Annotated in this window: 18 protein-coding genes and 1 pseudogene; 8 read left to right on the top strand and 11 right to left on the bottom strand. The window is 72.1% G+C overall.

The genetic code is table 11. The features are described 5' to 3' along the window. Window positions 1-158: 158 nt before the first annotated feature. The 4 genes from ACIBKY_RS41035 to ACIBKY_RS41020 all read right to left on the bottom strand — a co-directional run bounded on the left by ACIBKY_RS41035 (window position 159) and on the right by ACIBKY_RS41020 (window position 4,464). Window positions 159-983: an SAM-dependent methyltransferase gene (locus ACIBKY_RS41035; RefSeq protein ID WP_397105685.1), complete on the bottom strand. Its 825-nt coding sequence runs from the start codon at window positions 981-983 to the stop codon at window positions 159-161. Window positions 984-1,058: 75 nt separating this feature from the next. Beyond that, a complete protein-coding gene (locus ACIBKY_RS41030) occupies window positions 1,059-1,991 on the bottom strand; it encodes an ABC transporter permease (RefSeq protein WP_397105683.1) in 933 nt (310 codons plus the stop codon). After that, window positions 1,988-3,469 carry a sugar ABC transporter ATP-binding protein gene (locus ACIBKY_RS41025; RefSeq protein WP_397105681.1) on the bottom strand — a complete coding sequence of 494 codons (1,482 nt, stop codon included), beginning with the start codon at window positions 3,467-3,469 and terminating at the stop codon, window positions 1,988-1,990. The genes ACIBKY_RS41030 and ACIBKY_RS41025 overlap by 4 nt, the downstream gene beginning before the upstream one ends. Beyond that, entirely contained in the window at window positions 3,466-4,464 is a 999-nt protein-coding gene (locus ACIBKY_RS41020) for a sugar ABC transporter substrate-binding protein (RefSeq protein ID WP_397105679.1), read from the bottom strand. The genes ACIBKY_RS41025 and ACIBKY_RS41020 overlap by 4 nt, the downstream gene beginning before the upstream one ends. Before the next feature lie 205 nt (window positions 4,465-4,669). On the opposite strand from ACIBKY_RS41020, the gene ACIBKY_RS41015 reads away from it, so the two are divergent. Then, entirely contained in the window at window positions 4,670-7,648 is a 2,979-nt protein-coding gene (locus ACIBKY_RS41015; RefSeq protein ID WP_397105677.1) for an AfsR/SARP family transcriptional regulator, read from the top strand. A gap of 164 nt (window positions 7,649-7,812) precedes the next feature. Here ACIBKY_RS41015 and ACIBKY_RS41010 read toward each other — a convergent pair whose 3' ends face one another. Beyond that, window positions 7,813-8,394, bottom strand: a complete 582-nt coding sequence (locus ACIBKY_RS41010) for an MFS transporter (RefSeq protein WP_397106007.1) — start codon at window positions 8,392-8,394, stop codon at window positions 7,813-7,815. A gap of 73 nt (window positions 8,395-8,467) precedes the next feature. Next, a pseudogene (locus tag ACIBKY_RS41005) lies at window positions 8,468-10,018 on the bottom strand (lantipeptide synthetase); the annotation flags it as partial. A 138-nt stretch (window positions 10,019-10,156) separates the two neighbouring features. On the opposite strand from ACIBKY_RS41005, the gene ACIBKY_RS41000 reads away from it, so the two are divergent. Next, window positions 10,157-10,465 (top strand): hypothetical protein, encoded by a 309-nt coding sequence (locus ACIBKY_RS41000; RefSeq protein ID WP_397105676.1) that lies wholly within the window; start codon window positions 10,157-10,159, stop codon window positions 10,463-10,465. A 112-nt stretch (window positions 10,466-10,577) separates the two neighbouring features. Beyond that, the gene (locus ACIBKY_RS40995) at window positions 10,578-12,503 is read left to right on the top strand and encodes a glycosyl hydrolase family 8 (protein ID WP_397105674.1); all 1,926 of its coding nucleotides are present in this window, start codon (window positions 10,578-10,580) and stop codon (window positions 12,501-12,503) included. Between the two features lie 118 nt (window positions 12,504-12,621). On the opposite strand, the gene ACIBKY_RS40990 is transcribed toward ACIBKY_RS40995, so the two are convergent. Next, entirely contained in the window at window positions 12,622-13,215 is a 594-nt protein-coding gene (locus ACIBKY_RS40990; RefSeq protein WP_397105672.1) for a TetR/AcrR family transcriptional regulator, read from the bottom strand. Window positions 13,216-13,272: 57 nt separating this feature from the next. Between ACIBKY_RS40990 and ACIBKY_RS40985 the strand changes: the two genes are divergently transcribed. From ACIBKY_RS40985 to ACIBKY_RS40975, 3 genes are read left to right on the top strand one after another with little or no spacing between them, the layout of a single operon-like run. Next, a complete protein-coding gene (locus ACIBKY_RS40985) occupies window positions 13,273-15,195 on the top strand; it encodes a fumarylacetoacetate hydrolase family protein (RefSeq protein ID WP_397105670.1) in 1,923 nt (640 codons plus the stop codon). Next, window positions 15,192-15,785 (top strand): DUF2867 domain-containing protein, encoded by a 594-nt coding sequence (locus tag ACIBKY_RS40980; protein WP_397105668.1) that lies wholly within the window; start codon window positions 15,192-15,194, stop codon window positions 15,783-15,785. Before ACIBKY_RS40985 ends, ACIBKY_RS40980 begins: the two co-directional genes overlap by 4 nt. After that, window positions 15,782-16,060: an antibiotic biosynthesis monooxygenase gene (locus ACIBKY_RS40975; RefSeq protein WP_397105666.1), complete on the top strand. Its 279-nt coding sequence runs from the start codon at window positions 15,782-15,784 to the stop codon at window positions 16,058-16,060. Before ACIBKY_RS40980 ends, ACIBKY_RS40975 begins: the two co-directional genes overlap by 4 nt. On the opposite strand, the gene ACIBKY_RS40970 is transcribed toward ACIBKY_RS40975, so the two are convergent. Then, window positions 16,038-16,433: a hypothetical protein gene (locus ACIBKY_RS40970; RefSeq protein WP_397105664.1), complete on the bottom strand. Its 396-nt coding sequence runs from the start codon at window positions 16,431-16,433 to the stop codon at window positions 16,038-16,040. The genes ACIBKY_RS40975 and ACIBKY_RS40970 overlap by 23 nt on opposite strands. A gap of 89 nt (window positions 16,434-16,522) precedes the next feature. Here ACIBKY_RS40970 and ACIBKY_RS40965 point away from each other — a divergent pair, with 89 nt between their 5' ends. Further along, window positions 16,523-17,068, top strand: coding sequence for a GrpB family protein (locus tag ACIBKY_RS40965; RefSeq protein ID WP_397105662.1), 546 nt, complete (start codon window positions 16,523-16,525; stop codon window positions 17,066-17,068). Window positions 17,069-17,070: 2 nt separating this feature from the next. Here the strand turns inward: ACIBKY_RS40965 and ACIBKY_RS40960 are convergent, their stop codons facing one another. Next, window positions 17,071-18,684, bottom strand: coding sequence for a carboxylesterase/lipase family protein (locus tag ACIBKY_RS40960; protein WP_397105660.1), 1,614 nt, complete (start codon window positions 18,682-18,684; stop codon window positions 17,071-17,073). 78 nt (window positions 18,685-18,762) lie between these two features. After that, entirely contained in the window at window positions 18,763-19,428 is a 666-nt protein-coding gene (locus ACIBKY_RS40955) for a TetR/AcrR family transcriptional regulator (RefSeq protein WP_397105658.1), read from the bottom strand. Window positions 19,429-19,566: 138 nt separating this feature from the next. Here ACIBKY_RS40955 and ACIBKY_RS40950 point away from each other — a divergent pair, with 138 nt between their 5' ends. Beyond that, a complete protein-coding gene (locus ACIBKY_RS40950) occupies window positions 19,567-20,676 on the top strand; it encodes a serine hydrolase domain-containing protein (RefSeq protein ID WP_397105656.1) in 1,110 nt (369 codons plus the stop codon). On the opposite strand, the gene ACIBKY_RS40945 is transcribed toward ACIBKY_RS40950, so the two are convergent. Continuing rightward, the gene (locus ACIBKY_RS40945) at window positions 20,673-21,257 is read right to left on the bottom strand and encodes a TetR/AcrR family transcriptional regulator (RefSeq protein ID WP_397105654.1); all 585 of its coding nucleotides are present in this window, start codon (window positions 21,255-21,257) and stop codon (window positions 20,673-20,675) included. The two genes, ACIBKY_RS40950 and ACIBKY_RS40945, sit on opposite strands and share 4 nt — an antisense overlap. Window positions 21,258-21,297: the final 40 nt, after the last annotated feature.

Here is a 21,297-nt window from a genome sequence, read left to right as displayed (position 1 = left end):
TCCCTCGCGAGGGGAGGTCAGGCGCTCGCGAGGGGGTCTGGGCGCTCGTGAGGGGTGGTCGGCGCCTGCCGGGGGTGGTCGACGCCTGCCGGGGGTGGTCGGCGCCTGCCAGGGGTGGTCAGGGTGTGCCAGGGGTGGTCGGCGCTTGCCAGGGGTGGTCAGGGTGTGCGGGGAGGAATCTCGGGTTTGCGGGCGACGCCGACGTACCACCACTCGCTGCCCTCGGGGTCCTCCTCCCACGGCTCCTCCGGCCGCCAGTCCGCCACGTGGACCACGCCGGGCTCGACCAGTTCGAACCCGTCGAAGAAGCGGGAGATCTGCGCGAAGCTCCGGTGCAGCAGGGGCGTGTCCGCCTTGTCGTACACCTTCCTGGCAGCCACCCCCACCTCGGGATGGGCGTCGTCGGTCAGGTGGGAGACGACCAGGTAGCTGCCCGGCGCCATGCGTTCGGAGAAGGCCCGCACCACCTGGTACGGATCGTCCTCGTCGGGGATGCAGTGCAGCACGCCCAGGAACACCACCCCGACCGGCCGGCTGAAGTCGATGAGCCGCTTCACGTCGGGATGGTCGAGGATCGTTCCCGGCTCGCGGATGTCGGCGTGCGCGATGGCGGTGTTGCCGTCCACGTCGGCCAGCAGGGCCCGCGCGTGGACGATGACGACCGGGTCGTGGTCCACGTAGACCACGGGCGCGCTCGGGTGGATCCGGCGGGCGACCTCGTGCACGTTGTTCTGGTTGGGCAGCCCGGTGCCCAGGTCGATGAACTGGCGGATGCCCAGGTTGGCGATATGGCGTACGGCCCTGCCCAGAAACCACCGGTTGGCCAGGCAGATCTGGCGGCTGGGCCCCAGCGCCATGATCTTCTCTGCCGCCGCGCGGTCGGCGGCGAAGTTGTCCTTGCCGCCGAGGTAGTAGTCGTACATGCGCGCGGCGTTGGGCACGTTCGGGTTGATCCCGGAGGGCACGCGCGTGGGGTTGCTCATCGTCACACCTTTGATCAGCGCAATCCGATGAACAGATGCTAACGGTATGAACACTCATTATTCGCGATCTTTCGGCTACTCCTCGCGGTGCCGTAACGCGTAGTCCGTGCCGACGGCGGCAAGGATGAGCAGTCCCTCGACGATCGGCCGGTATGTCGTATCCCATCCGAGCAGGTTGAACCCGTTGCCGATGAGCGTCAGGATCAGCACGCCGATCATGCCGCGCCAGATCGCGCCCTCGCCGCCCAGGATGCTGGTACCCCCGATCACGGCGGCGGCGATCGCGCTGAGTTCCAGCAGCGTGCCCATGCTCGCCTGCGCGGATCCGCCGCGGGCCGCGAGCACCAGGCCCGCCAGCGCCGCGCAGACCCCGCTGATCGTGAACACGACGATCCGCACCGGCCCCACCCGGATGCCGGACAGCCTGGCCGCCTCCGGGTTGCCGCCGACGGCGTACACGCGCCGCCCGAGCGTGGTCCGCCACAGCACGAGCGAGGTCACCGCCGAGACGGCGAGCAGCAGCAACGACGGTACGGTCACCCCGCCCAGGGCCGTGGGCCAGCTCAGCGACTGAAACTCCGTCAGCCGCGCCGGATCCGGGTACACGATCGCCCCGGCCGTGATGACCAGCGCGAGCCCCCGGTAGACGATGCTCAGCGCCAGCGTCACGATGAACGAGTGCACGCGCAGCAGCACGACGGCGGCCCCGTTGACCGCCCCGAGCAGCGCACCCGCGAGCACCGCGGCGCCGAACCCCAGCGCCACCCCGCCGCCGCGCGCGACCAGCACGCCCACGACGGCGCTGACCGCCAGCACCGCGCTCGCCGACAGGTCGAACACGCCGCAGATCATGCACAGGGTGATCCCGCAGGTCAGCAGCCCCACGATGACGGCCTGGTCGAGCAGGTTGACCAGGTTGCCCTGGGTCAGGAACGTCTGCGTGGCCAGCGACAGCGCCACCACCAGCACGAACAGCGCCAGCAGGATCCCGGAGTCGCGTACTCTCATCGCGGCCGCCCGGCGAAGGCGAGTTCCATGACGTCCTCGCGCTCCGCGGCGCCGCGCGCGAACTCGCCGGCCACCCGGCCGCCGCGCATCACCAGCACGCGGTGCGAGAGCCCGAGCACCTCCTCGATCTCCGATGACACCATGAGCACGGCCACGCCGCGTGCCGCGAGCCCGACCAGCAGCCGGTGGATCTCCACCTTCACCACGACGTCGACGCCCCTGGTCGGCTCATCGACCAGCAGCACCTTGGGCTCGCGCATGAGCCACTTGCCGAACATGGCCTTCTGCTGGTTGCCGCCCGACAGGCCGGCGGCCCTGCCCTTGGGATCGGCCGCCCTCACGTCGAGGCGGTCGAGCCACTGACCGGCCTCGCGGGCCTCGGCGGCCCGCCGGACGAACCCGGCGCGCTGGCGGGCGGACAGGCCGGCCAGCGCCAGGTTCTCGCGCAGCGAGCGGACCAGGACCAGGCCCTGCTCCTTGCGGGACTCGGGTACCAGGGCCATGCCCCGCGCCATCGCGTGGCGGGGGGAGGCGGGCCGTACCGGATGGCCGTCGACCGCGACGTCGCCGGAGGTGCGGCGGTCGGCGCCGAACAACAGCCGCAGGACCGCCGACCTGCCGCTGCCGGTCAGCCCAGCGAGCCCGACGATCTCGCCCGCGCGGACCTCAAGCCGTTCCACCTGGGGCAGCCCGGTGGCCGACAGCACCACCGGTGCGTCCGCGGCGACGGGGGCGGGCTCGGGGTAGAGGACCTCGACCGGGCGCCCGACCATGTGCTGGACCAGCGAGCGCGGGGTCTGCCCGGCGGCCGGCGCCGTGAGCACGTGCCGGCCGTCGCGCAGCACGGTGACCACGTCGCAGGCCGACAGCACCTCCTCCAGCCGGTGGGACACCAGCACGATCGCCATCCCGTCCGCCGCGAGCGTGCCCAGCAGTTCCAACAGCCGCGCCGCCTCGGTGCGCGGCAGCAGCGCCGTCGGCTCGTCCAGGGCCAGCACCCGCGCGCCGCTCGCCAGCGCGCGCAGGATCTCCACCCGCTGCTGGTCGGCGACGGGCAGCTCCCGCACGGGCCGGTCCGCGTCGAGCGCGAATCCGGTACGGCCCAGCAAGCCGTCGAGCAGGAGCCGGTCCGCGCCCGGCCGCCACCATCCCGCCCGGTGTGCCCAGCGGCCGAGGACGACGTTCTCCAGCACCGTGAGCCGGGGGACGAGCGCCACCTCCTGCGTCACCAGCGCGATCCCGTGCGCCCGCGCGGCCCGGGGGCTGTCCAGCCGCACCGCCCGGCCGTCCGCGACGATCCGGCCCGCGCCGGGCGTGGTGACGCCGCACAGCACCTTGACCAGCGTGCTCTTGCCGGCGCCGTTCTCGCCGACCAGGCCGTGCATCCGTCCCGGCTCGACGCGCAGGTCGACGCCGTGCAGCACGGTCGTGCCCGCGTAGCTCTTGGTGATGCCCTCCAGGAGGAGCGGGCCGGTCATTCGTCGTACTCGCCGGTGACGCCCGCCAGCACCTCCTTGGTGCCCAGGTGCTTGCCCGGCATGACGTCGGTCATCAGGTTGCCCGTCTTCACCTGCCTGCCCTGCGCCTTGTCCAGTCCCAGTTCGGCGGCCCTGGCGCCCAGGGTGCGGACGGGCAGGTAGTAGGCGGCGAACCAGCGTCCCTCCTGGACCGCGGTGACCGTCTGGCGGGAGCCGCCGTTGGCGACGTACAGGATGGGCTTGCCCTTCGCGACCGCCTCGGCGCCGGCGATCGCCTGGGAGGAGCCGACGACGACGTCGACGCCGGGCGCGCGCTGGAGCACGTCCTGCATGGCCTTGCGCCCGCTGTCCTGGGTGTATCCGCCCTCGACCTGGGCGACGACCTTCATGCCCGCCTTCTTCAGCGCCCCGACGGCCGCGTCGGTGCGCGCGTTGTCGAGCGGGAGCGCCTTCAGGCCCTCCAGGTAGGCGATCTCGCACGGCTTCTTGCCCGCGCAGGCGCGCACGGCCAGTTCGGCCAGGGCCGCGCCGTTCACCGTGGGCACGTCGATCAGCGTGATCGTCCCCTCGACCTGCGGCTCGGCGGTGTCGTAGCGGGTGCCGAGCGGGGTGAACTGCACGACGACCGCGATCCCCGCCTGTACGGCGGAGCGGACCGCCGGGACCACCGCTGCCCCGTCGTTGGCCTGGATGACGAAGACGTCGAAGCGCTTGGAGGTGACCGCGTCCTGTATCTGGCGGACCTGCGTCTGCGCGTCGAAGTTGGGGTCGAAGAACTCGGCCGTGGCGTCGCGGGACTTGGCGTGCTCCTCGACGCCGGCGAACGTGGCGGCGGTGAACGAGTTCGCCTTCGCGAAGCCGAAGAACGCGACGCGGCTCTGGCCCTTGGGACTCGGCTGCGCCGTCGGGGCGCCCCCGGTGTCGGGGTTGACGCAGCCCGCCGCCAACGCCACCACCGCCGCGAGCAGGGGTAATCCGGTCCAGCGTGCGACCATCGACGGTCTCCTTCGCATGTCAGCGAACGTGCACGTCCCAGAGAGCTTGATCATAGGGAACGGCGGTCGCTTTCGCCCACCGATAACCGATCGAAAGCGGTCACGGTTACGGTCCCCTCGGTAGTTGAGAGACCATGATCAGGAGTGGCCGCGTGATGACCTTTCCCGGGTTGACCTCCGCGGCGAGCCGGACCGGGGGGCGCCGGTGGCGCTGAGCGGAGAGCCGGGCACGAGGTTCGCGATTCTCGGGCCGCTGGAGGTCGTGGTCGGCGACCGGCCCGTCCACGTGGGAGGTCCGCGGCCCCAGGCGGTCCTGGCGACCCTCCTGCTGCACAGCGGGCAGACGGTGAGCACCGGCCGCCTGGTCGACCTGGTGTGGGAGGACGCGCCGCCCTCCTCCGTACGCGGGCAGGTGGCCGCGGCGATCTCGGCCCTGCGTGGCGCGCTGCGCAAGGCCGGTGGAGACCCGGCGCTGATCGAGACCGTCGCGGGCGGCTACCGGGTTCCCCGGACGCTGGCCCTGGACGCGCTGACGGTGGAGCAGGGTCTCACCGCGGCGCGCCAGGAGGCGGCGGGCGGCCGGCCTGGCCAGGCCGCGGCCATGTTCCGCGCGATGCTCAGGCTGTGGCGCGGACCCGTGCTCGGCGGGATCACGAGCTCCGCCCTCCTCAACGCCGCCAGCAGGTGGGAGGAGCTGCGCCTGGCCGCGCTGGAGGAGTGCGTCGAGCTGGAGCTGGACCTGGGACACCACCGGGAGCTGACCGCCGAGCTCAGGAGCTTCGTCGGCGAGCACCCCCTGCGGGAGCGGGCCCGCGCCCAGCTCATGCTCTCCCTGTCGCGCTCCGGGCGGCAGGCCGACGCGCTGGCCGTCTACGACGAGGGACGCAGGCTCATGGTCGACGAGCTCGGCCTGGAGCCCGGCCCGCGCCTGCGCGAGGTACACAACATGATCCTCCTGGAGGATCCGGTCACCCGTGAGCCGGGGCGCGAGGTCGCCGACGTACGGCCCTCGCAGCTCCCGCCCGCCGCCTTCGCCTTCACCGGCAGGCAGGCGGAGCTGGCGGAGCTGGACGCGCTGCTCGACGCCGCCGATGACACCGCCGATGACACCGCCGATGACACCGCCGACGTCAGTGGCGACGTCAGTGGCGACGACATCAGCGGTGACGACGCCGTCCGCGTCAGTGTGGTGAGCGGGGTGGGCGGCATCGGCAAGACCGCCCTCGCCATGGCCTGGGCACACCGCCGGGCCGAGCGCTTCCCCGACGGGCAGCTGTTCGCGGACCTGAGCGGGTTCACCCGCGGCAGCCGCCCGGCCGCACCGGAGAGCGTGCTGGACGGCTTCCTGCGGGCGCTCGGGGTTCCGGGCCGCCGGATACCGCAGAGCCTCGCCGAGCGCACGGCCCTCTACCGCAGCATGCTCGTCGGCCGGCGGCTGCTGGTCGTGCTGGACAACGCGCACTCCGCCGACCAGGTCCGCCCGCTTCTGCCCGGCTCCGGCACCTGCCGCGTCATCGTCACCTCCCGCAAACGGCTCGGCGGACTCGTCGTCCAGGAGGGCGCGCGGCCGCTCACGCTGGAGGTGCTGCCCCCCGACGACGCGCGGCTGCTGCTGCGCCGCATCGCCGGGCGGCGACGGGTCGATGACGACGCCGACGGCGAGGAACTGTCCACGCTCGCCGAGCTGTGCGACCGCCTCCCGCTCGCGCTGCGCATCGCCGCGGCGAAGCTGGCCGTCGGCAGCGCGTGGTCTCTGGGCGAGCTGACCGGCAGCCTGCGCGCCGAGCGCCACCGCCTGAACGAGCTGCGCCAGGACGAGGAGCAGCTGCGCAACACCTTCGAGCTGAGCTACCTCGACCTGCCGCGGACCGCCCGGCTGGCCTTCCGGCGGATCGGCCTGCTCCAGGGCGTGAGAGACCTGGCCCCCTGGACCCTGGCCGCGCTCCTCCACACGTCGTTGCGCGACGCGGAGGAGCTGTGCGAGGAACTGGCCAACGCGCAGATGCTCCAGCCCGCCCGGCGCGACGCCAGCGGGCAGCGCCGCTACACCATGCACGACCTCGTCCGCCTGTTCGCGATCGAGCGGGCCGAGGAGGAGGAGAGCCCGGAACAGCGTGCCGAGGCCCTCACCCGCGCGATCGGCGGCCTGCTCGCACTGGCCGAGCGCGCGCGAGGACACGAGTATCCCCGCCATGACCTCCTGATCCTCCGGGGTACGGCGCCGCGCCACCACCTGGAACCCCCGCCCCAGCTGGACGCCGACCCGATGGCCTGGCTCGACGCGGAACGCGCCACCGTGGTCGCCTTCGTCACCCAGGCGGCCCACCTCGGCTGGGCCGGCCTGGCCTGGGAGCTGGCCGCCACCCCGGTCTACCTCTACGAGATGTCCGGCTACTTCGACGACTGGCGAACGGTCGCGGACGCGGCGCTGGCCGCGTGCGGGGAGACCGGCGACCGGCGCGGCGAGGCCGCGATGCTGCTGTCGCGCGGCGAGATCCACCACCAGCGCCGCCAGCTCACCGAGGCCGGGACCACGCTGGCGGCCGCCATGCGGATCTTCGAGGAGGTCGGCGACGAGTACGGCCAGGCCCTCACCCGCCGCTACGACGTCGTCACCCGCGGCTACCGGGGCGACCACGAGGGAGCCGCGGCCGAGTTGTGGAAGGCGGTAGCCGTCTTCGAGCGGGTGGGCGACACCACCGCGGAGGCGGTGACCCTCGGCAGCATCGCCCACCACCACACCACCCTGGGCCGCCCGGACCGGGCCGAGGGACCTCTCGTACGGGCACTGGCCCACCCCCTGGGCAGGCGGACGAAGGCCCTGCTGACCAAGCGTCTGGCCGACACCTATCACGAGCTGGGCAAGAACCTCGAAGCCGTCGAGGCGGGCAGGCTCGCCCTCCGGCTCGTCCGGGAGCAGCGCGACCAGATCGGCGAGGCCTGGGTGCTGCTGAGCCTGGGGGAGGCGCTGGCGGACGTGGACAGGCCCCTCGGCAGGGAGACGCTCGCGTCGTCCCTGGCGGGGGCCGACCGGCTCGGGGACCTCCTGCTCGCCGGACGTGCCCACCTCGCGCTCGCCCGCCTGGGCGGCGAGAACGCGCACGGGCACCTTGACCTCGCCATCACCGCCTTCCGACGCCTGGGCGCCCAGCCCTGGCTGGAGAAGGCACTCAACCTCACCTGACCCGTCCTGGAGGACATGACGATGAAGCGCCGTCTTTCCGCACTCTTGCTCAGCGTCGCCGTAGTACTCGGAGGCAGTGCCGCGGCGGCTCACCTCGAACCGCCGCACTCGCCCCCCGCCCAGACCGTCGTCGCCGGCGAATGTCCGGGCGACCACGAGTGGTGTTAGGCGCCGGCCCGGCCCTCGGGGCCGGGCCGCCGCAGGTAGAGGGCCGCGTGCGCGCCCGCCAGCAGGAACATCACGGCCGCTCCGAGCAGGATGAGGTCGATACGGCCCCGCCCTCCGGCCAGCCAGCCCACCAGGGCCAGTGAGGTGATCGAGGCCAGGCGCAGCGCCGAGGTGAAGACCGACAGGACCCGGGCGAGATGGTCCCGGCCGGTGGCGGCCAGCAGGATGGGCGACATCACGGTCTCGACGATGCCGCCGGCGACGCCGTACCCGAAGATGACCAGGGCGGCGAGCGGCGCGTTGTCGAGGCGCGCGTAGACCAGGCAGGTGAGGCCGCACAGCAGCAGGCCGCTGGCGAACAGCCGCTCCTTGCCCAGCCGCGCGTGGAGCGCGGCGGAACCGAGCGCGCCGGCGAGGATGCCCGCGCCCAGCGCCGAGCTGATCACGCCGAACCAGACCGGGTCGGCGCTCAGGTTCTCCCTGACGAAGAAGACGTTGAGCGAGCCGAACGCGCTCGCGCCCAGCATGACGATCACGCCCGCGCCGAGGACGGCCCGCAGCGTGCGGTCGCGGGCGATGAGGCGCAGGCGGCGCGAGCACCCCGGCCGCCCCGTAGGCCAGCGTGAAGCCGCCGGTGGCGAACTGCTGCGGGCCGCCGGGGAACAGCGCGCCGTCGCGGGAGAAGCTCGCGCTCTCCATGATCCCCGCCACCAGCGAGTCGCGTACGGCCGGCCAGGAGATCTCCCCGCCGCCCAGCAGCCGGTCGGCCACGTCGGGGGCGGGGCCGTCCCCGGTCAGCCCGAACCCGGCGGCCGCCTGCGCGGCGAACGTCTCGTCCACGGGAAACAGATCGGTCACCGTGCCGATCGCGCGGCGGACCTGGGCGGGGGTGTGTTCCGGCCGCATGTTCATCGGCAGGTGGAGCCAGACGCGTACGCATTCCAGCTGGTAGCGGTCGGCGGCGGCGCCGCTCAGCCCGGCGGGCGCGTGGAAGCCGGGCGCGCCGCCGTCCAGGATCGTGGTGTCGTCGAGGTCGCGGGCGTACTCGTAGTCGACCAGCACGATCTCGCCGTCGGGGCGGACGATGACGTTGCCGGGATGCAGGTCGCCGTAGCGCACGCCGCGCTCGTGGATCCGCTCCAGCGCGTGCCCGATCTTGCCGGTGATCTCGGCGGCCCATTCGGTGTACGCCCTGACCTCGGGTTCCGGCGGGCCGTAGGTGTTGTGGGCGTACGGGTAGCGGCGGACCATCTCCTCGAACAGGCTCAGGCCTTCGACGTGCTCCTCGACCAGGAAGTGGTGCTCCCAGGCGAGGTGGTGGCCGAGCAGGCGGGGCACGCAGGGCAGGCCGTCCAGCCGCCGCAGGATGTCGCGCTGGACCTGGAGGCGGGCGACCGCGTCGCGGCCGTTGCGGTCGAGACCGGCGTGCGGCCTGGCCTCCACCAGGACCACGCGCTCGTCCGTCCCCTTTCTGGTGGCGAGGTAGACGCCGCCGGCGTTGGAGTAGTGCATGACGCTCTCGACGGCGAAGGGGAAGCCGGCGCCGCCGCCGTCGCGGGCCTCCAGGTGCGGGGTCAGGACCTCGGGCACCGCGACCCGCTCGGGCAGGACGAACCGGGCCTCGCGTACGTCGGGGACGATCCGGCCGTCCGGGTCGAGGCGGCCGGCGACCGGTTCGCCGTCCTCGCCGACGCAGGTGAGCTTGGTGAAGGCGCCGTAGCGCACGAACAGCGGGCCCTCGCCGATCCGGAGGTCGCTCAGGACGTACGGGCCGGTGATGCCCTTGAGCAGGCGGCCGAGCGTTTCCAGCGCCTCGGCCAGTTCCTCGTCGTCGGCCGGGTAGATGGTGATGGCCTTGCCGCTGGCCGAGCGGTCGGCGTACTTGCCGTTCAGCAGCTGGATGGCGCGGCGGCTGCGCAGGAACTTGAACGGGATGTCGTGCTCGACGCAGTAGTCCCAGACGATCGCGCAGGCGTGGTCGGCGTCGCCGGGCGTCACCGCCACGTGGATCTTCCAGCCGGTCCGCTTGAGCGGGCGGTAGGCGGGGCGCAGCCGTACCCAGAGGTCCTTCTCGGTGCGTTCCCAGTTCTCCGGCGGCTCGCGGTGGGCGAGTCGCTCCGCGGTGTCGGCGATCCGGTCCGGGCGGGCGAAGAAGTCGGGGTCCGACTGGCAGAAGAGCGCGAGATGCTCCCACTCGATCATTGGTGTCCCCCTCGGCGGTGATCGGCTGGCTAGAGCCTGCACGCCGCCGCTATGAGCTCGATATGAGGCGCTCATATCTCCCGCGAATCCCGCGTCCCTAACGTTTCGCCGCGTAACTCCCAGAAAGGAAAGTCAGTCATGCTCAAGAAGGTTCTCCTCGGCGCCGCGGCGCTGGTTTCCCTGTCGATCGCGGCACCGGCGCAGGCGGACGTCTCGGCGGCGGCGTCGGCGTGCAACGTCCAGCACGAGGGGTGGTACAGCGGCGGCTCCGCCAACTTCTTCCGGTACGTGAAGGTCGTCAACGAGTGCGGATACGCGAAGACGATCTGTGTCGACATCCCGAACTGGCCGGACGCCGGGCCGTACACGATCAAGGCCCACGAGCGGAAGAACCTCACCTACGGCAACGCCTCCCACCGGCAGGGGCGCGGCCTCTATCCCTGCTGATCGCGCGAGGGGGCTCTTGCCAAGCGGGCGAAGGTTCTTTACTGTCCCTACAAGTTAGGAAACATTCCTAACTAAGGCGTCGTCCGAACCTCACCCCCCAAGGACCCCGCTGATGCCGCACGTTGTCAGAGCCATGGCCGCCGCCGCGGCCATGGTCGCAGCCCTCACCGCCCATCCCGCCGCCGCCAGTTCGGCGGCCGACACCCTGATCTCCCGCGACAGGCCCGCGACCGCCTCGTCCATCGAAGGCGCCGGTTTCGAGGCGGCCAAGGCGGTGGACGGCAGTACGAGCACCCGCTGGGCCAGCGCCGAGGGTCACGACCCCGAATCGGTCACCATCGACCTCGGCGCCACGGCGACCATCTCCCGCGTCAAGCTGAGCTGGGAAGCGGCCTACGGCAAGTCGTACAAAATCCAGACCTCGCCCAACGGGACGATCTGGACCGACATCTACTCCACCACCACCGGCAACGGCGCCACCGACGACCTGACGGGCCTGTCGGGCAGTGGGCGCTACATCCGCATGTACGGCACGGCCCGCGGCACCACCTACGGCTACTCGCTCTGGGAGTTCGAGACCTACGGCTCGTTCTCCTCCGGCGGCGACACCACGCCACCGGGCACGCCGGCCGGCCTGCGCTCCACCGCCACCACCTCCACCAGCGTCTCCCTGGCCTGGAACGCCGCCACCGACAACGTCGGCGTCACCGGCTACGACGTCTACCGGGGCGGCACGCCGGCCGGCACCGCCACCGGGACGACCTACACCGACACCGGCCTGACCCCCGCCACGGCCTACACCTACACGGTCAGGGCCCGTGACGCCGCGGGCAACGTCTCGCCGGCGAGCGGCCCGGTCACCGCCACCACCCAGCCGGCCGGCGGCGGCCCCGCCGTACCGTTCGGCAGCCACGCCTTCCCCTACGCCTCCGGCATGCTGAAGCCCTCCGGCGCCCAGGCGACGCTCGACCAGAAGGTGATCGACTACTACAAGCGGTGGAAGACCGCCTTCCTCCGGCAGAACTGCGGCAACGGCTGGTACCAGGTCTACTCCCCGGACGCCGACCACCCGTACGTGGCCGAGGCCCAGGGTTACGGCATGGTGATCGCGGCGACCATGGCCGGAGCCGACCCGGACGCCAAGAAGATCTTCGACGGCCTGACCAAGTGGATGATCGACCACCCGTCGGTGATCAACCCCGACCTGCTGGCCGCCGAGCAGAACGAGGCCTGCCAGAGCGTCAACGGCAGCGACGGCGCCACCGACGGCGACATGGACGTGGCCTACGGCCTGCTCCTGGCCGACCGGCAGTGGGGCAGCAACGGCACCTACAACTACAAGAACCTCGCCGTGCGGCACATCAACGCGATCAAGAAGGATGAGCTCAACCCCTCCACGAACCTGCTCAAACTGGGCGACTGGAGCACGCCGAGCGACCATCGCTACTACGTCTCGCGCGCCTCGGACTGGATGGCCGACCACTTCCGCGCCTTCAAGAAGGCCACCGGCGACTCCACCTGGGACACCGTGCGCAACGCGCACCAGAACGTGATCGCCTCCCTGCAGTCCACCTACGCCCCGAACACCGGCCTGCTGCCCGACTTCGTGGTCGACACCAACACCTCGCCGCGCCCGGCGCCCGGAAAGGTGCTGGAGCACGCGAACGACGGCCAGTACTGGTGGAACTCCTGCCGCGTGCCCTGGCGGATCGGCGCCGACGCGGTGACCAGCGGCGACGCCAAGTCGCTGACGGCCGCCCGCAAGCTGAACACCTGGGTCAAGTCCAAGACCGGCGGCGACCCCGGCAAGATCGCCATGGGCTACAAGCTCAACGGCACGCAGATCTCCTCCGGAAGCGACGCCTCGTTCTTCGCCCCGTTCGCGGTGGCGGCGATGACCGACTCCGGCAGCCAGGCCTGGCTGGACGCGCTCTGGAACAGGATGCTGGCCACGCCGATCGACAGCGGCAGCTACTTCGCGGCGAGCATCCAGCTCCAGGTCATGATCACGGCCACGCACAACCACTGGGTGCCCTGACACACCATGGCGGCCGGTCGGCCTGCCCGACCGGCCCGCCGTTCCGCTCGCTCCACCCCGGCGCGGCACGGGCGCCTTCACCTCGCGCCGGGGTGGCATCACCCGCTCCGGCGGGTCATCATCCCTGCTCCGGGCCGGGTAGCACCGCTTTCGCCATCAGCCCCCGCAGCGCGGCCAGCGCCTCCTGGTAGTCGACACGATCGGGCGCCAGCAGCCATTGCTGGTGCACGCCGATCACGGCCCCGACGAGAAGGATCGACAGTCCCTCGGCCGACAGTCCTGGCGGCAGCGGCAACCGCTCCAGCACCCGCCGGCCGTGCGCGCGCAGCGCCTCGTGCATCTCGACGTAGCGCCCCTGGATCGGTGAGCCCGGCTCCAGCGCCTCCACCAGCAGGTTGACGAAGAGCCTGCCCGTGGGCAGCGCGAACAGCGCCCCCGCGCCCTCCGCCAGCAGGTCGAGTGCCGTCTCCACCCGCTCGGGTGGTTCGCCGAGCCCGGCGCGCAGTTCGTCCAGCGAGCGTTCGAGAACGGCCAGCAGCAGCCCCTCCTTGCTGCCGAAGTGCCAGGGGATCGAACCCCTGCTGATCCCGGAGCGCTCACCCACGTCGGCGAACGTGGTCTGCCGGTAGCCCTTCTCCGCGAACAGTTCGGCCGCCGCGGCCAGGATCAGCTCGCGGCTCTCCTGGCTGGTCTGCTCTCGACGTGTTGTCACCGCACCTCCTTCTGTGCTAGCAATCATACTCTATGCTGGCCAACACAGGAGGTCATTTTGCGCTTCGTCACCTACGCCTCGGCCGATGGTGACCGGGTCGGCGTCGTCAACGGCGACCAGGTCCACGCCCTGCCCACGGGTACCGGCCTGATCGAGCTGCTCGGCCCGGGGCTGCGGCAGGCGGGCGAGCGGGCGCTCGCCGAGCCCGCCCAGGTCACTCCGCTCGCCGATCTCACGCTGAAGGCGCCCATCCCCAGACCGCCGTCCATCCGCGACTGCCTGTGCTTCCTCGACCACATGCGCGGCTGCCTCAGGGCTACGGGCGGCACCGGGACCCTGGAGCCGACCTGGTACCAGATCCCCGCCTTCTACTTCGCCAACCCGGCCACCGTCATCGGGCCCCACGACGAGGTGACCGTCTCGCCGGGCAGCGCCTGGTTCGACTTCGAGCTGGAGATCGGCGCGGTGATCGGCGCGCCGGGGCGCGACCTGACGCCCGAGCAGGCCATGGAGCACATCGCCGGCTACACGCTGTTCTGCGACTGGAGCGCCCGTGACCTTCAGGCGCTCGAAGGCCAGCTCAAGATCGGACAGGCCAAGGGCAAGGACGGCGCCACCACGCTCGGGCCCTGGCTGGTCACACCCGACGAGCTGCCCTGCGGCCCCGGCGGGTGGCCGGCGCTCGCGGTGCGGGCCGAGGTCAACGGGGAGCTGGTGGGGGCCGGCCGTACCGACGCCATGGACTGGACGTTCGGCGAGGTCGTCGCCTACGCCTCGCGCGGGGTCGAACTCCAGCCGGGCGACGTCTTCGGCTCCGGCACCGTTCCCGGGTGCTGCCTGATCGAGCACCTCAGCTTCGCCGACCTCCCCGCCTTCCGCGGCTGGCTCAAGGACGGCGACGTGGTGACGCTGCGCGCCGATGGGCTCGGCGAGATCCGCCAGACCGTCCGCGCCGGTACGGCCCCGCGTCCGATGCCCGCCAGACCCGATCCCGCCGCCGTGCCACGCGAGCCGAGGGTCAACCGCGCGCCGAGCACGAAGGTGCCGTACACGAAGGGGCCGCACCAGGTCGGCGACGGTGTGTGGGCATGGCTGCTGCCGGACGGCGGCTTCGGCATGAGCAACGCCGGGCTGGTCGCCGGCGACGGCGCGTCACTGCTCGTCGACACGCTCTACGACCTGCGGCACACCGCCGAGATGCTGGACGGCCTGCGGCGGGTCACCGACCGCCACCCGCTGACCCACCACGTGCTCACCCACGCCAACGGCGACCACACCCACGGCGGCCAGTTGCTGCCGGGCTCGGTCCGCGTCATCGCCGCCGAGGGGACCGCCCACGAGATGCGTACCGAGATGGCCCCGGAGATGACCGCGGCGCTCCAGATCATGGACCTCGGGCCGGTGCTCACGCCGTACCTGCGCGAAAGGTTCGGCGCCTTCGACTTCGGCGGGATCAGGCTGCGCGGCCCCGACCAGACCTACGAGCGGCGGCTGACCCTCGACGTGGGCGGCCGCGAGGTGCGCCTGCTCGACCTCGGCCCCGCGCACACCGGGGCCGACACGGTCGTGCACGTGCCGGACGCGGGCGTGCTGTTCGCGGGTGACCTGCTGTTCGTCGGGTGCACGCCGATCGTGTGGGGCGGCCCGATCGCCAACTGGATCGCCGCCTGCGACACGATGCTCGCCCTCGACGCGCCCACCGTGGTGCCGGGCCACGGGCCGGTGACCGACGCCGCCGGGATCCGCGGAGTGCGCGACTACCTCGGCCACGTCGTCGCGCACGCCGACGCCGCCCACGCCAAGGGCCTGGACGTGCGGGAGGCCGCCTTCGGCATCGACCTGGGCGAGTACGCCGCCTGGCTGGACGCCGAGCGGGTCGTGGTCAACGTCTACCAGCGCTACCGCGAGATCGATCCCGGGCAGCCGGTGCTCGACCGCATCGCGCTGTTCGCGCTGATGGCCGAATGGGCGCGCGCGTGAGAATCCCGGACACCGAGCACACCAAGCACGCCTGGCACATCCACGAGGTGGCGCCCGACTTCCGGGTCGAGGACGTCTGGGCGCTGCCGACCCCCGGCGGCCCCGGCGACCTGGACGTGCTCGTACGCCAGATGTCCACGCGCCCCGGCGGCTTCTCCGGCCTCACGGGCGCGCTCTTCGCCCTCCGCTGGAAGATCGGCGCCCTGTTCGGCTGGGACCGCGGCGCCGCCGGGATCGGCTCGCGCGTGCGATCCCTGCGCGGACGGCTGCCGCCGCACCTGCTCGCCAGGCGCGGCCCCGACCTGCGCGCGGTGCCGTTCACCTCGGTCTTCCAGACCGACACCGAGTGGGCGTCGGAGATGGCGAACAAGACCGTGCACACGGTGATGCACATCGCCTGGGTCCCGGACGGCCGTGGCGGCCATCGCGGCCAGATGGCCGTCCTGGTGAAGCCGAACGGCCTGTTCGGCCGGGCCTACATGCTCGCGATCAGGCCGTTCAGGCACCTGATCGTGGATCCCGCCCTGGTCAGGAAGATCGGCCAGGGCTGGCGGTCACCCGAAGACCCGAGTCAAAGGAGATCATCATGAAGGTCGGCATGATCGGCCACCACTACCCGAGCGCCGAGCACCGGGAGGAGTTCGTCGCCCGCGTCCAGGCGGTGGCCGCGGAGTTCCGGCGGGCGCCCGGCTGCCTGTCGGCCACGTGCTGGCTGGCCGGCGACGCGGTGGTGTCCATCGTGGAGTGGGAGTCGGAGGCGGCGTTCACCGCCTCGCTCGCCGCGGTCCAGGCGGCCGACGTGGATCTCGCCTACGACGAGCGCGAGGTACGGCCGCGCGAGATCATCCGCCTCGTGGCGCCCTGACCAGCCAGACACCCGTCACGAACGCGAGCGGGAAGAGGGCGGCGGCGCCCAGGGGCAGCACGAAGAAGGTGAGCATCGTCCGTGGCTCGTCCGTCATCAGGGCCGTGACGGCGTAGGCCACCAGCACGATCAGCACGCTGCCCGCCACGGCGCCGCCGGCCTGGCGGGCCCCGCCGCGGGCGGCCAGCATCACCAGGCCGACCAGAAACGCGAACGGTGTGATCATGGGTGCCAGGAAGTAGAAGTAGCCGATGCCACTGCGCGGATCGGCGGTCAGCGCGACGGCCAGCAGGGCGACGGCGGGAACGGTGGAGACCAGGCCGGTGATCAGCCCGGTCCTGGCCACGGCGGCCATGTCGGGGAGAGGTTGCACGATCGGCAAGCTAACGGGGGCCGCTTGCACAGCGCTTTATGCCGGTTTCTCTGGGGACGGGCAGGATGTCATACGTGAACGAGCCATCCATGTCCGACGAAGAGATCGCCAAAGCCCACGTCACGACCCCGCCCGTCCACAACGACCGCATCCACCTGGCCGACTACGATCCGGCCTGGCCGGCCCGCTTCGAGCGCCTGGCCGGTGACATCCTGGCCACCCTCGGCGAGGTCAGGCTGGAGCACGTCGGGTCCACGTCGGTGCCCGGTCTGCCGGCCAAGCCGATCCTCGACATGCTCCTGATCGTCGAAGACCCCGCCGACGAGGCCGCGTACGTCCCGGCGCTGGAGTCGCTCGGCTACGTCCTGACGATCCGCGAGCCGGAGTGGTACGAGCACCGCGTGCTCAAGCTGACCGGCGAGATGCCGGTCAACCTGCACGTGCTGCCGGAGGGCTGCCTGGAGGTGCGCCGCATGCTGGGCTTTCGCGACTGGCTGCGTACGCACGACGAGGACCGTGACCTGTACGCGGACACCAAACGCGACCTCGCCGGGCGCACCTGGAAGTACGTCCAGAACTACGCCGACGCCAAGACCCGGGTCGTGGAGTCGATCCTCACCCGGGCCGGCGTCTAGCGTCACCTGGCGAGCCGCTCCCAGAAGCCGCAGTTGTGGCTCTTGCCGACATCCCGCGGGCCCGGGTCGCCCGCGCTGATCGACATCGCGGTCCCGCCGCGCGCCTTCGACTTCGGCCAGTACGGCAGGCCGCGCCCGTTGGGGTCACCGGTCCTGGCGAAGTTCGACCAGTAGCCGATCATCTGGGCGGCCAGCCGCTTCTGCGCCGGGGCCGAGATCGGCTTGGCGCCCGGCATGTCGAACAGGTAGCGCAGCTCCGCCCCGTGCCAGGCGCCCGGCCGGAAGGTGAGCCCCGGATGGTCGTCGCCGACCGGCTCGGCGAACTCGAAGGCGTGCACCGGGACCTTCCCGGCCATGGCCCGCGCGGTGGTCACGGTCGAGCAGAACCAGCCGTGGTCGGTGTACACCGATCCGAGTGCCTCGGCCGGCCGTACGCCGCCGGACAGCGGGTAGCGGCGCAGGATCTTCGGCGCGTCGGCGCCGAAGCTCTCGCGCACCTTCACCGGGTACCCGGCGGCCGTGAGCGGCTTCGACGGGTGCGCGCCGTCGAAGCGCCACACCATGAACAGGCGGCTCTCGTCCTTGGTGGCCCCGATGAGGACCGGTACCCGGTTGAACCGCCCGTCGCCGAACACGTCGCCCTTCGGCAGGAACGCGGAACCCGATCCGCCGCCTGCCTCGAAGGCGCCGGCCTGCACCTGGAGGATCTTCTCCACGCTCAGCCCGCGCAGGCACGCCGCCGCGCCCGCCCGGTCGGCGCAGCCCAGGTTGGCCGCGGTCGCCAGGTTGCCGGGCAGGGTCTCCTTGTGGGTGCGCGGCCGGCCGTCGTTGGCCGGAGTGCCCTCGAACAGGGAGTTCTTCGCCCACCGCAGCTTGCACGGCCCGCTCTGCAGGATGGCCCGGTGGAACAGCCCGGCCGCCGGGGGAGCGGCCAGCAGCCCGCACACCGCCGTGGACCCGGCCGACTGCCCGCCGATGGTGACGTTGCCCGGGTCGCCGCCGAACGCGGCGATGTTCGCCTTCACCCAGCGCAGCGCGGCGATCCGGTCCTCGGTGCCCCAGAAGCCCGAGTCACCGGCGGAGGATGCGGCGTCCAGGGCGGGATGCTGCAGCCCGCCCAGGATCCCGATGCGGAAGGCGGCCGACACGACCACGACGTCACCGCCCGCGACCAGCCTGTCCGCGTTGTACTCCGAGGCCGCGCCGGACATCCCCACGCCACCGTGGAACCACACCACCACGGGCCGCTTGCCGGGCTTCGCCGGGGCGGTCACCTCAAGGTAGAGGCAGTCCTCCACGCCGCTGTCGCCGCCGCCCATCTGCGGGGACTGCGGGCATCTGCGCGCCGACGCCGCCGCGTCCCGCACCCCCTTCCACGGTACGGCCGGCCGCGGCGACGCCCAGCGCAGCGCCCCCACCGGCGGGGCGGCGTAGGGCACACCCAGGAACCGGTTGACCCGGCCGTCGGTGACACCCCTGACCTTGCCCTTGTCGGTGCGCACGTCGACTCGCCCCTGGGCCTGGACCTGCGCGTCCGCCGGTGGGATCGCGGCGGCCGGCGGGGCGGCGGCGCCGAGGGCCAGGGCAGCGGTGAGCAAGGCGAGGGTCGTCCTCATCCGTCCTCCAGAAATTAGCGTTTCGCTAAATCGGAACACATGACGAGATCGCCGGTCAATCCCTTACTTAGCGAAACGCTAACCGTGGTCGCGCCCGGTCAGACGGTTGTAGGTGCCGACGACACGCTGATCGAGCTGCTCGGGGGTCACGCCGAGCTGCCGGGCGAGAGCCGTACGCATGACGAAATATCCGTAGAAAAAGCTGTCCCACATGACCAAGATCGCGGCCAGATCCACGTCCTGGGGCAGCCGGCCCTCGTCGCTTTCGCGGCGCAGATCGGCCAGGCGGCGCTCCACGTACGGCATGGGCGCGAACTCCTCGTCCCCGTCCAGCGCCAGCAGCGCCACCACCCGGGCATAGCTCGAATCCCGGGCGTGCGCCTCGAAGGACCACGCCTCCTTGTCGGCCGGGGCGTCCTCGCGTACCTGCTCGAACGGCACTTCTCCGGCGTTCTTCCTGGCCTCCAGCGCCGCGCGCAGCAGTGCCTGGCGGCTGCCGAAGTAGTGGTGGATCAGGCCGCGGTTGACCCCGGCCTCGTCGGCGACCGCCTGAAGGCTGAGCCCGGCCAGCACCCCGTCACGCTCCAGCAGCCGCAGCGCCGCCGCCATCAGCGCCGCCTCGGTCGCCGCCCGGCTCTGCGTGGCCTTCGACCCCCGCTTGGCCTTGCTGTTCGCCTGCCGCCTGCCGGGCGCGCGCTCGGCGTCAGGGGTGCTGCGGGATCCCTCGTCGGCGTCGGCACTCACGGCCCCAATCCTTCCACGGTCGTACGTCACCCCAGGGCCACCCCTCCTGAAGGATGAGACGGACCCCGCTCCGGGAAGGGATCGCCATGACCGGACGGCCGATCGTGCGACGCCGCCCCGGCCGTGAGGATCGATGGCATGCCAACCCTCGCCATCCTGCCCGTCGTCCTGGCCGCGACCCTGACCACCACCCTCACCCCGACCGCCCCGGTGACCTCCTGTGCGGGTGTGCGCGCCGAGGTCGGGGCGACCCTGGACCGGGTCGTACGCGAGACGAAGATCCCCGGCCTGACCGCGACCGTTTCCGGCGCCCGGTGCGGCACCTGGAACCTGGCCGCCGGTCTGTCCGACCGCGAGCGTGCCCGCCCGATGCGGCCGCACGACCGCTTCCGGGTCGGCAGCCTTACCAAGACCTTCACCGCCGCCGTGGTCCTCCAACTGGCCGCCGAGGGCAGGATCGACCTGGACGCCCCGGTCTCGCGCTATCTGCCCGAGCCGCCGCCCGGCGTGACCGTACGCCAGCTGCTGTCCCACGAGGCCAGGCTCGGCGACTTCGCCGAACAGCTCACCGAGGAGCAGCGTTTCACCAAGCTCACCCCGGCCGAACTGGTCGCCGCCGGACTCAAGCTGCCCCGCCCGCGAGGCTGGGCCTACTCCTCCACGGGCTACGTCATCGCCGCCCAGATCGCCGAGAAGGTCACCGGCAGGCCGTTCGGCGACCTCGTCACCGGCCGGATCATCCGGCCGCTGAAGCTTCGCGGCACCTACTGGCCCGGCGCCCGCACCACCATCCGAGGCCCGCACGCCAAGGGCTACCTCAACGACGACGGCACCTGGCACGACGTCACCCGCTGGACCCCCACCACCGCCCACGCCGCCGGCGCGCTCATCTCGACCGCCCCCGACCTGAACCGCTTCTACCGCGAACTGCTCGCCGGCCGGGTCGTCCCCGCCGCCCAGCTGGCGCGGATGAAGACGCTCGTCCCCGCCGACCCGGCCCGCATGTGGCCGGGCGCGCGGGCCGGCCTCGGCCTGTTCGCCGACAGCCTCGGCCCCGCGCAGGGCTGCGCGCGCGAGCGCACCTGGTACGGCCACGGCGGCAGCTTCCCCGGCTACCGCACGCTGGCCGCGGCGCTCGACGACGGCGGCGCGACCGTGACCTTCGGCGTGAACGCCCATCCCGGCCTGGACAAGCTGGTGCTGATCAAGCAGGTGGCACCGCGCGTTCTCTGCGCCCTGAGCGACTAGCGGTAGCGGTCGAGCACGTTGTCGAGCGTGGCGATCAGCCGCTGTGGCGGATACTCACCGGGATTCATGACTCCGTGCAGCGTCAGCCCGTCCACCACCGCCACCAGGGCGTCGGCGATCTCCTCCGGCTCCTGCTCCGCGCTCATCTCGCCCACCGCGATCGCGATGCGCACCAGCAGGCGTACCGTGTCCCGCCACTCGCGGAAGCTGGCGAAGCGCCGCTCCCGCAGCGCGGGCGAGGTCACCATCGCGCCCCACGACAGGACCAGCACCTGCGTCTCCACCGTCGCCGCGCCGATCGGCAGCGCCGCCAGCAGCACCTCACGCACCGCGTCGCGGCCGGAGCGACCGGCCATGCGCGCGCCGAGCTGCTCGCGGGCCACCGCGTAGGCGCGCTCCAGCGCGGCTTCGAGGATGGCGTCCTTGTCGGGGAAGTAGTAGGCGAGCAGCCCGTGCGCGTACCCGGCCTCCTTGGCGATCTCCCGCGTCGTCGTGCCGGCCAGCCCGAGCCTGCGGATGGTCCGCCAGGTCGCCGCGATCAGCTCCTCGCGGCGCGCGTCGTGATCGACCACCTTCGGCATAGCTCCGCATCGTACGGCAGCGCCCCCGGGTCCCAGGCCT

Origin of the sequence: Nonomuraea sp. NPDC050394 (assembly GCF_044459065.1) — a bacterium.
Taxonomy (GTDB): Bacteria; Actinomycetota; Actinomycetes; order Streptosporangiales; family Streptosporangiaceae; genus Nonomuraea.
This window is presented reverse-complemented; position numbering and strand designations above follow the sequence as displayed.

Coding starts and splice junctions, on each gene's coding strand:
- ACIBKY_RS40975 (WP_397105666.1), top strand. CDS start 15,782: ATGAAGGTCGGCATGATCGGCCACCACTACCCGAGCGCCGAGCACCGG.
- ACIBKY_RS41000 (WP_397105676.1), top strand. CDS start 10,157: ATGCTCAAGAAGGTTCTCCTCGGCGCCGCGGCGCTGGTTTCCCTGTCG.
- ACIBKY_RS40965 (WP_397105662.1), top strand. CDS start 16,523: ATGTCCGACGAAGAGATCGCCAAAGCCCACGTCACGACCCCGCCCGTC.
- ACIBKY_RS40945 (WP_397105654.1), bottom strand. CDS start 21,257: ATGCCGAAGGTGGTCGATCACGACGCGCGCCGCGAGGAGCTGATCGCG.
- ACIBKY_RS40960 (WP_397105660.1), bottom strand. CDS start 18,684: ATGAGGACGACCCTCGCCTTGCTCACCGCTGCCCTGGCCCTCGGCGCC.
- ACIBKY_RS41025 (WP_397105681.1), bottom strand. CDS start 3,469: ATGACCGGCCCGCTCCTCCTGGAGGGCATCACCAAGAGCTACGCGGGC.
- ACIBKY_RS40950 (WP_397105656.1), top strand. CDS start 19,567: ATGCCAACCCTCGCCATCCTGCCCGTCGTCCTGGCCGCGACCCTGACC.
- ACIBKY_RS40995 (WP_397105674.1), top strand. CDS start 10,578: ATGCCGCACGTTGTCAGAGCCATGGCCGCCGCCGCGGCCATGGTCGCA.
- ACIBKY_RS41035 (WP_397105685.1), bottom strand. CDS start 983: ATGAGCAACCCCACGCGCGTGCCCTCCGGGATCAACCCGAACGTGCCC.
- ACIBKY_RS41020 (WP_397105679.1), bottom strand. CDS start 4,464: ATGGTCGCACGCTGGACCGGATTACCCCTGCTCGCGGCGGTGGTGGCG.
- ACIBKY_RS41030 (WP_397105683.1), bottom strand. CDS start 1,991: ATGAGAGTACGCGACTCCGGGATCCTGCTGGCGCTGTTCGTGCTGGTG.